Below are 8,467 nucleotides of genomic sequence, written 5' to 3'. Positions count from 1 at the left end.
ACTTTGGATAAGCCCCCATCCCCGAAGATTACTTGTATAAAATTCTATTTTTTCAATCACTCTGTGCTTTGGTAATTTAAAATAGATGTCAGCATAAGAACCATTGGAATAACTTCCATTTGAAGCGTAAACTGTTTCTAAATTTCCATCAAGAGTTAAAGAAACTTCATTGTTACCAAAGTGCGATAACGTTGCTGATGCTATAATTGAATCGTTAGGTATTTTATTAATCACATTTCACTCCCTCTATATTTTTTAAACTATTATGAAATGATTTTACATTTAATAGATTATTAAGTCAATAGTAAAAAAATTATTTATATAAACTATTTTTGCTTTTATAAAAATGAGTATGGTATAATCTTAAAAAAATTAAGGGGGAATTTAATGAAAAATAAGATTAATATTGCAAATTTACCTACAAAAATTGAAAAATTAGAAAAAATATCAATAGAGTTAGGAGTTAATATTTTTTTTAAAAGAGATGACGAAACAGGAAGTGAAGTATCAGGAAATAAGGTTAGAAAATTAGAGTATTCAATAAAAGAGGCTATAGATCAAGGGTGTGATACTTTAATAACTTGTGGTGGAATACAGTCAAATCATGCTAGGTCAACTGCGGCAGCAGCAATAAAGGCAGGTCTTTCATCAATTTTAGTTTTAAGAACTAATGAAGAACCTGAGGTAGATGGAAATTACTTTATTGATAGACTTTTAGGAGCTGATATCAGGTTTATAACATCAGAAGAGTATAGTAATAATAGACAAGAGATAATGGAAAATATAGTAAAAGAGCTAGAAAAAGATGAACGAAAAGGTTATATAATACCAGAAGGTGCATCTAATGGAGTTGGAAGTTTAGGATACATAAACTTTGTTAAAGAGGTTTTAGAGTTTGAAGAAAAAACAGATGTAGTATTTGATACTATTGTAGTAGCCGTGGGTTCTGGTGGAACATATGCTGGAATACATATGGGGAATGATATATATTTAGATGGGAAAAGAAGAGTTGTAGGATTTAATGTTTGTGATACTGCTAAATTTTTTAAGGAAAAAGTAGAAGAGATTATTAAAGAGAGCAAAGAGTATTTAAATGAAAAAGATTTAAAAAAAGTGAAATCTGAAAATATGGATATAATTGATGGTTATGTAGGTGAAGGATATGCTTTAAGTACTAAAGAAGAGCTGAACTTTATATGGGATTTAGCAAAAAAAGAGGGAGTAATTTTAGATCCTGTATATACTGGAAAAGCCATGTTTGGACTTCATAATGAAATAAAAAAAGGAAGTTTCAAAAACTCTAAAAATATTTTATTTGTTCATACTGGAGGTTTATTTGGATTGTTTCCTAAAAAAAATCAATTTGAATTAAAAAAATAAAAATATTTTATTATAAAAACTATATGGATTGCAACTTTATCGAAGTTGCAATTTTTTTATTCTTGAAAAAAGTTATTCTTTGTGCTTTAATTGTAAACAAATGCAATAAAATAAAAACAAAAGAGGTATAACCATGGAAAAAGTTAGAATGATTCAGGAGTATGTACCAGGAAAACAAGTGACGCTAGCACATCTAATAGCTCATCCAAACTTAGATATTTATAAAAAAATGGGATTAAATGTAGAAAATAAAAATGCTATAGGAATATTGACAATAACTCCAGGAGAGGCAGCAATAATAGCAGCTGATATAGCAACAAAATCAGGAGCTATAGAGATAGGGTTCTTAGATAGATTTAGTGGAACTTTAGTTATAACAGGAGATGTTTCTAGTATAGAAAGTTCTTTAGAGGCAATTATGGAGTATTTAAAAACATCTTTGAATTTTTCCGTTACAAATATTTCGAGGTCTTAAGATATGAAAATAATGTTAGTAGGAAAAACTGGAAGTGGAAAAACAACGTTGACTCAAATTTTAAATAATCAAAAAGTTGAGTATAAAAAAACACAGATGGTAGATTACATTGGAAAGATAATTGATACACCAGGAGAGTATTTAGAAAATAAAGTATACTACAAAGCGTTAAATGTTGTTTCTATAGATGCAGATATAATAATATTAATTCAATCAGCAACAGATGAGGAAAATCTATATCCACCAAATTTTGCAAGTATGTTTCTAGGAAAAAAGGTCTTGGGGGCAATAACTAAAATCGATTTAGAGGAAAATTATAAAGATGCCGAAGATATACTAGAGAATGCAGGAGTTGAAAAGATCTTTCATTTAGACTTAAAAAGTTTAAAGGGAGTGGAGTGCTTAAAAACTTTTTTGAGGTGAGTTAATGAGAAAAACCGTTGTTGTAGCAGAAGATGATTCATTGATAAGAATGGATCTTGTAGAGATGTTAAAAGAAAATGAGTATGATGTTTTAGGAGAAGCTAAGGATGGTTTAGAAGCTGTTGAATTAGCATTAAAACATACACCAGATATTTTACTTTTAGATTTAAAAATGCCTTTTCTTTTAGGAACAAATGTAGCAAAAATTTTAAAAGAAAAGGAGTATAAAAATTGCATAATTATGTTAACAGCTTATAGTATGGAGAACTATATAAAAGAGGCTACTGAATATGATGTATCAGGATATTTAATAAAACCATTAGATGAAAAAATTCTTTTGTCACAAATGGATTTATTATATAAAAATTATAGTGAAAAAATAAAGTTAAAAAATGCTTTAGAATTAAGTGAGAGGAAATTAAGAGAAAGAAAGATGCTCGAAAAAGCTAAAGGAATTTTAATGTGTAAATACTCTTTAACTGAGGATGAAGCATATACAAAAATAAGAAAAATAAGCATGGAGAAAAGAATATCAATTTGCCAGTTATCTGAAATTATTAATACGACTGGAGAGCTATTATGATAAAAACTTATTGTAAAATGTGTGCTACTCTAACAACACAAGATATAGACAAAATACAAAAATTAGAGGAAACAGCTATAATTTTAAGTAACGTTTTAGGTGTAGATACATTTATAGATTGTCCTACAAAAGATGGAGAAAAGGCCTTAGTTGTACATCATTCAAAACCTGAAGCAGGAAGTATGTATTCTAAGAATATAGCTGGAGAGGTAGCTCTTTATAAAAATGAGCCAGCTGTTTTAAGAACTTTACAAACTGGAATGCCATCGAAAAATTATAAAGCTATAACTCAAGAGGGAGAAACAGTTTTACAAAATGTAATTGCTATAAAAAATGAGAGCAACGAAATAATAGGTGTTTTAATATTAGAGCATTCTGATAAAAAGAAAACTCTTTTAAAAATAGGAGATGTGGAAACTCCAGAGGAGTTAATGAGTAGTTTCTTAGAAACTAGATACACAATACCAGAGCTTATAAAAGATGGAATAGTTATATTTAACAATAATGAAACTGTAACTTACGCTAATGGAGTAGCTAAATCCATTTATGAAAAAATGGGATTTGGAAAAAATATCGTAGGTGAAACATTTCAGAATATAGTTATTAATAGTGTGGAGTTCAATAATATATTACAAAATAAAAAAATAGATGTAGTTGAAATAAGTATATTAGATATGGTTTTATCAGTTAGTTATTTTGCAACACTAGAAAATAAAAAAAGGCAAAATGTGATTATGATAGTTAGAGATATAACCCAAGAGAAAAGTAAAGAGCAAGAGATAATTTTAAAATCTGTGGCTATAAAAGAGATACACCACAGAGTGAAAAATAATTTGCAAACAATTGCTAGTTTATTAAGGATTCAGAGTAGAAGATCTAAAAATAGAGAGGTTAAAAAAATCTTAGATGAAACTATCAGTCGAATTTTAAGTATAGCTATAACGCATGAAGTTTTGTCCGAAAAAGGATTCGATAATCTTAATATCAGAGAAATAGTTGACTTAATATACAAAAATTATTCAACAAAAACTATTGACAAAAAAGAAAAAATAGAGTTTACTATTATTGGAGATAACTTTAATATCTCATCTGAGAAAGCTACAGCGATTGCTTTAGTTATAAACGAGATTATCCAAAATATAGTAGATTATGCTTTTCCAGACGATGTAGCTGGAAAGGTAAAAATATTTATTCAGAAAGATCACTTCTTTTCAAGAATTACAATTTCTGACAATGGGGTCGGAATTCCTCAAGAAAAGATATCATCTTCTGGTTTAGGGTTAATGATAGTGGAAAAAATAATAAAAGAGCAGTTAAAAGGTACTTTTGAGATTAGTAGCGAAGTAGGAAAAGGAACAACAGTTAAGTTTGAAATAAAAAATGAATATTAAATATACAAGGTTGTATATTTTAAAATAGCAAAGAAGCTAAAGAATATAGTGAATAACTATATCTCTTTAGCTTTTTTTGTTCTAATTAGGAGGTAAATTTAGTGAAGGAAGAGATTATAAGTGTGGGAATTGATATTGGAACATCTACAACTCAGTTAGTTTTTTCGAAAATAACTTTAGAAAATCTATCTTCTGGAGCAAGAGTTCCTCAAATAAAAATTGTGGACAAAGAGATTTTTTATAGAAGTAAAATCTATACAACACCACTTGTAAATTCTTATGAAATCGATATAGAAGCTTTAAAAAAAATATTAAAAGATGAATATGAAGCCTCTAAAGTTCCTAGAGAAAAGATAAGTACTGGAGCTGTAATAATAACTGGAGAAACAGCTAGAAAAAGTAATGCTAGAGAGGTACTAAAAGCTTTGAGTGGAATGGCTGGAGATTTTGTTGTAGCAACAGCTGGACCAGATTTAGAAAGTATAATATCTGGAAAAGGTTCAGGAGCTATGAAGTTTTCAGAGGAGAATAATACAAGTATCTATAACTTAGATATAGGTGGTGGAACAACAAATATCTCTTTATTTGATAAGGGTGAAGTTGAAGATACAACTTGTTTAGATATAGGTGGTAGATTAATAAAATTTGAAAAAAACAGTTTAAAGATAGCATACATATTTAAAAAATATGAAAAGCTTATTGAAAGATTGAATTTAAGAAGTTTAAAAGTTGGAGAGATTGCAAGTGAAAAAGATTTGGAGATTTTATGTGATAAAATAGCTGAAATTCTTTTAGAAGCAGTGAGAAATACTCAATTTAAAAGTGAAGATTATAGATTGCTTATAACAGATAAAGACTATAGAACTTTATTAAAAGGTGAATTTATTAGTTTTTCAGGAGGTGTAGCTGATTTTATTTACACTGAACCTGAAAAGAAAGACTATTATATCTATGATGATATTGGTCCACTTTTAGGAGTTTGTATAAAAAGAAAATTTGAAAAAGAAAAAATAAATATGGTGAGATTAGGAGAGACTATAAGAGCTACAGTTGTCGGAGCAGGTTCTCATACAACTGAAATAAGTGGAAGTACAATAAGTTATGCTAAAGAGGTTCTTCCAATAAAAAATCTCCCAATATTGAAAATAAATGATGCAGATGAAAATTTTGATTATAAAGAGTTAGTAAAAGTTTTAGAAAAAAAATTAGAATGGTTTAAAGCAGATGATGGGTATCAAGATGTAGCCATTGGATTAAGTGGTAGAAAAGGACTTAAATATAAAGATATACAAGAGATGTCTAAAAATATTTACGAGGTGATGAAAAGATTTAAAAGACTAGTAATTATAGTAGAGGAGGACATAGGAAAAGTTTTAGGACAGTGCTTAATATTAGAATCTGAAAATAGGATTCCAATAGTTTGTATAGACAGTATAAAAGTTAATGATGGTGACTTTGTAGATATTGGACTTCCTCTTGGAAGTGGAAGTGTGTTACCAGTAATTGTAAAGACATTAGTTTTAAGTTATTAAATAAAAAAAATAGATTGGGGTGAGTTTGATGAGATTACACACAAGACTTTTTGGCCAAGACTATGTATTTGAAAATTTATATGATGTTATGGCTAAAGCAAATGAAGAAAAATCAGGTGATGAGTTAGCTGGAATAGCAGCAAGAAGCACAAAGGAAAGAGTGGCAGCAAAAGAGGTATTATCTAATATAAAACTTAAAGAGTTTAAAGAGAATCCTGCAGTTCCTTATGATCAAGATGAGGTTACAAGAATTATAATAGACGCTTTAAACTTAAAGGTATATGAAGAGATAAAAGAGTGGACTGTTGGTGAATTAAGAGAGTGGTTATTAGCTACTGAAAATGGAGATAGAGAGATTCAGTGGATAAGAAGAGGACTAACTTCAGAGATGATATCAGCAGTTACAAAATTAATGTCAAATTTAGATTTAATTAGAGCGGCGAGTAAAATTCAAGTAAAAAAACATTGTAACACAACAATTGGAGGAAAAGGGATTTTAGCAGCTAGACTACAACCTAATCATACAACAGATGATCCAGATGGAATAATGATTTCGTTATTAGAAGGGTTAAGTTATGGAGTTGGAGACGCTTTAATAGGATTAAATCCAGTTGATGACACTGTAGATAGTGTTGTTAGAGTTTTACAAAGATTTGATGAGATAAAGAAAAAATTTAATATACCAACACAAATATGTGTACTAGCTCACGTAACTACTCAAATGGAAGCTATAAAAAAAGGAGCTCCTACAGATTTAATATTCCAAAGTATAGCTGGATCGCAAAAATCAAATGAGGCTTTTGGAATAACAGGGGATATGATAGAGGAAGCAAGACAACTAGCTTTAACTCATGGAACAGCAGCTGGACCAAATGTAATGTACTTTGAGACAGGACAAGGTTCTGAACTTTCTTCAGATGGACATAATGGTGTAGATCAATTGACAATGGAAGCAAGATGTTATGGATTTGCTAAAAAATACGATCCATTTATAGTTAATACCGTAGTTGGATTTATAGGTCCAGAGTATCTTTATGACAGTAAGCAAGTTACAAGAGCTGGATTAGAAGATCACTTTATGGGAAAACTTCATGGATTATCTATGGGAGTTGACGTTTGTTACACAAACCATATGAAAGCAGATCAAAACGATATTGAAAACTTAGCTGTTTTATTAACAGCAGCTGGATGTAACTATTTTATGGGAGTTCCAGCTGGAGATGATATTATGTTAAACTACCAAACTACAGGATATCATGATATTCAAACTTTAAGAGAGACATTAAATGTTAAACCTATAAAAGAGTTTGAGGAGTGGCTAGAAAAAGTAGGTATCAGAGATGAGGAAGGAAATTTAACTAATCTTGCAGGAGATGCATCACTATTTTTATAGGAGGAGAGAATAATGATTTCTGAAAAAGAGTTGAAAGATATAATATCACAAGTTTTAAAAGAGATGGATGGAGAGGGAAAGGCTTTAGAAAAAGTAAAAGAGAGAGTTGAAAAAACACTTTCTAATTTGGAAGAGGTAGAGGATATAACTAAAATTGATTTAAGAGAAGTTATAGATGTAGTGAATCCAAAAAATAGAGAGGAGTTACTAAAGTATAAAAGAAAAACACCGGCAAGAGTTGGAATTGGAAGAGCTGGAACAAGATATACAACGTCAACAATGTTAAGATTTAGAGCTGACCACGCTTCAGCACAAGATGCTGTATTTACAGATGTTTCAGATGAAGTACTAGCTAAAAATAATCTATTTACAGTTCAAACAAGATGCAACTCTAAAGATGAGTACATAACAAGACCAGATTTAGGAAGAAGATTATCAGATGAAGCTGTAAAAGTTTTAAAAGAGAGATGTAAACAAAATCCAGTAGTACAAGTTTATGTTTCAGATGGTCTAAGTTCAACAGCAATAGAAGCCAATGTTGAAAATATTCTGCCAGCACTATTAAATGGATTAAAAGCTTACGGAATAGATACTGGGACACCATTTTTCTTGAAGTATGGAAGAGTTGCTGCTTCAGACGATGTAGCTGAAACACTTGGTGCAACAGTAACTTGTGTATTAATTGGAGAGAGACCAGGACTAGCAACTGCAGAAAGTATGAGTGCATATATAACATATAAAGGGTATGTAGGAATACCAGAAGCTAAGAGAACAGTTGTATCAAATATACATGAAAAAGGAACTCCAGCAGTGGAAGCAGGAGCACATGTGGCACATATAATTAAGAAAATATTAGACGCTAAAGCAAGCGGACAAGATTTAAAATTATAAGGAGGAAAAAATGACAAACGATCCTATAAAACCAAGTGTTTTAGCAGTTAAGCTAATACCAAATGTAGATGATAAAATGGCGGAAGAGTTTAAACTTCCAAAAGGGTATAAGAGTATTGGAATAGTTACAGCAGATTGTGATGATGTAACATATACAGCATTAGATTATGCAACAAAAATGTCAGAAGTTGAAGTAGTTTATGGTAGATCATTTTATGGTGGAGCAGCAAATGCAAATACAAAATTAGCTGGAGAAGTTATTGGAATAATAGCGGGACCTACACCTGCTGAAGTAAAAAGTGGATTAAATGCAATAGTAGATTTTATAGAAAATGAAGCATGTTTCTATAGTGCTAATGACGATGATACAATTGCATACTATGCTCACTGTGTTTCAAG

At 30.1% G+C, this 8,467-nt stretch carries 10 protein-coding genes; 9 read left to right on the top strand and 1 reads right to left on the bottom strand.

The window, feature by feature from the left end:
• The coding region (locus tag Q0V08_RS08915) for a hypothetical protein (RefSeq protein WP_297434043.1) at nt 1-234 on the bottom strand (234 nt) is incomplete at its 3' end.
• A gap of 153 nt (nt 235-387) precedes the next feature.
• Here Q0V08_RS08915 and Q0V08_RS08910 point away from each other — a divergent pair.
• The 9 genes from Q0V08_RS08910 to eutL form a co-directional block, all read left to right on the top strand.
• Nucleotides 388-1,380, top strand: coding sequence for a D-cysteine desulfhydrase family protein (locus Q0V08_RS08910; RefSeq protein ID WP_297434041.1), 993 nt, complete (start codon nt 388-390; stop codon nt 1,378-1,380).
• A gap of 133 nt (nt 1,381-1,513) precedes the next feature.
• Nucleotides 1,514-1,855: a BMC domain-containing protein gene (locus tag Q0V08_RS08905; RefSeq protein ID WP_297434039.1), complete on the top strand. Its 342-nt coding sequence runs from the start codon at nt 1,514-1,516 to the stop codon at nt 1,853-1,855.
• Between the two features lie 3 nt (nt 1,856-1,858).
• Entirely contained in the window at nt 1,859-2,278 is a 420-nt protein-coding gene (eutP, locus tag Q0V08_RS08900; RefSeq protein WP_297434037.1) for a EutP/PduV family microcompartment system protein, read from the top strand.
• 4 nt (nt 2,279-2,282) lie between these two features.
• The gene (locus Q0V08_RS08895; RefSeq protein WP_297434035.1) at nt 2,283-2,861 is read left to right on the top strand and encodes a response regulator; all 579 of its coding nucleotides are present in this window, start codon (nt 2,283-2,285) and stop codon (nt 2,859-2,861) included.
• A complete protein-coding gene (locus Q0V08_RS08890; RefSeq protein ID WP_297434034.1) occupies nt 2,858-4,252 on the top strand; it encodes a sensor histidine kinase in 1,395 nt (464 codons plus the stop codon). Before Q0V08_RS08895 ends, Q0V08_RS08890 begins: the two co-directional genes overlap by 4 nt.
• Nucleotides 4,253-4,353: 101 nt before the next feature.
• Nucleotides 4,354-5,784, top strand: a complete 1,431-nt coding sequence (eutA, locus tag Q0V08_RS08885; RefSeq protein ID WP_297434032.1) for an ethanolamine ammonia-lyase reactivating factor EutA — start codon at nt 4,354-4,356, stop codon at nt 5,782-5,784.
• Nucleotides 5,785-5,812: 28 nt separating this feature from the next.
• Nucleotides 5,813-7,177 (top strand): ethanolamine ammonia-lyase subunit EutB, encoded by a 1,365-nt coding sequence (locus Q0V08_RS08880; protein WP_297434030.1) that lies wholly within the window; start codon nt 5,813-5,815, stop codon nt 7,175-7,177.
• A 12-nt stretch (nt 7,178-7,189) separates the two neighbouring features.
• The gene (eutC, locus tag Q0V08_RS08875; protein WP_297434028.1) at nt 7,190-8,068 is read left to right on the top strand and encodes an ethanolamine ammonia-lyase subunit EutC; all 879 of its coding nucleotides are present in this window, start codon (nt 7,190-7,192) and stop codon (nt 8,066-8,068) included.
• A gap of 10 nt (nt 8,069-8,078) precedes the next feature.
• On the top strand, nt 8,079-8,467 hold a 389-nt coding region (gene eutL / locus Q0V08_RS08870; protein WP_297434026.1), incomplete at its 3' end, for an ethanolamine utilization microcompartment protein EutL.

Source organism: uncultured Cetobacterium sp. (assembly GCF_947038635.1).
Lineage (GTDB): Bacteria > Fusobacteriota > Fusobacteriia > Fusobacteriales > Fusobacteriaceae > Cetobacterium_A.
The sequence above is the reverse complement of the archived record's forward strand: the minus strand, read 5'-3'. Positions and strand labels throughout refer to the sequence as shown.

Bases quoted from the DNA above. Each gene is read 5' to 3' on its own strand.
- Q0V08_RS08890 (WP_297434034.1), top strand. From the start codon at position 2,858: ATGATAAAAACTTATTGTAAAATGTGTGCTACTCTAACAACACAAGAT.
- Q0V08_RS08905 (WP_297434039.1), top strand. From the start codon at position 1,514: ATGGAAAAAGTTAGAATGATTCAGGAGTATGTACCAGGAAAACAAGTG.
- Q0V08_RS08895 (WP_297434035.1), top strand. From the start codon at position 2,283: ATGAGAAAAACCGTTGTTGTAGCAGAAGATGATTCATTGATAAGAATG.
- eutC (WP_297434028.1), top strand. From the start codon at position 7,190: ATGATTTCTGAAAAAGAGTTGAAAGATATAATATCACAAGTTTTAAAA.
- Q0V08_RS08910 (WP_297434041.1), top strand. From the start codon at position 388: ATGAAAAATAAGATTAATATTGCAAATTTACCTACAAAAATTGAAAAA.
- Q0V08_RS08880 (WP_297434030.1), top strand. From the start codon at position 5,813: ATGAGATTACACACAAGACTTTTTGGCCAAGACTATGTATTTGAAAAT.
- eutP (WP_297434037.1), top strand. From the start codon at position 1,859: ATGAAAATAATGTTAGTAGGAAAAACTGGAAGTGGAAAAACAACGTTG.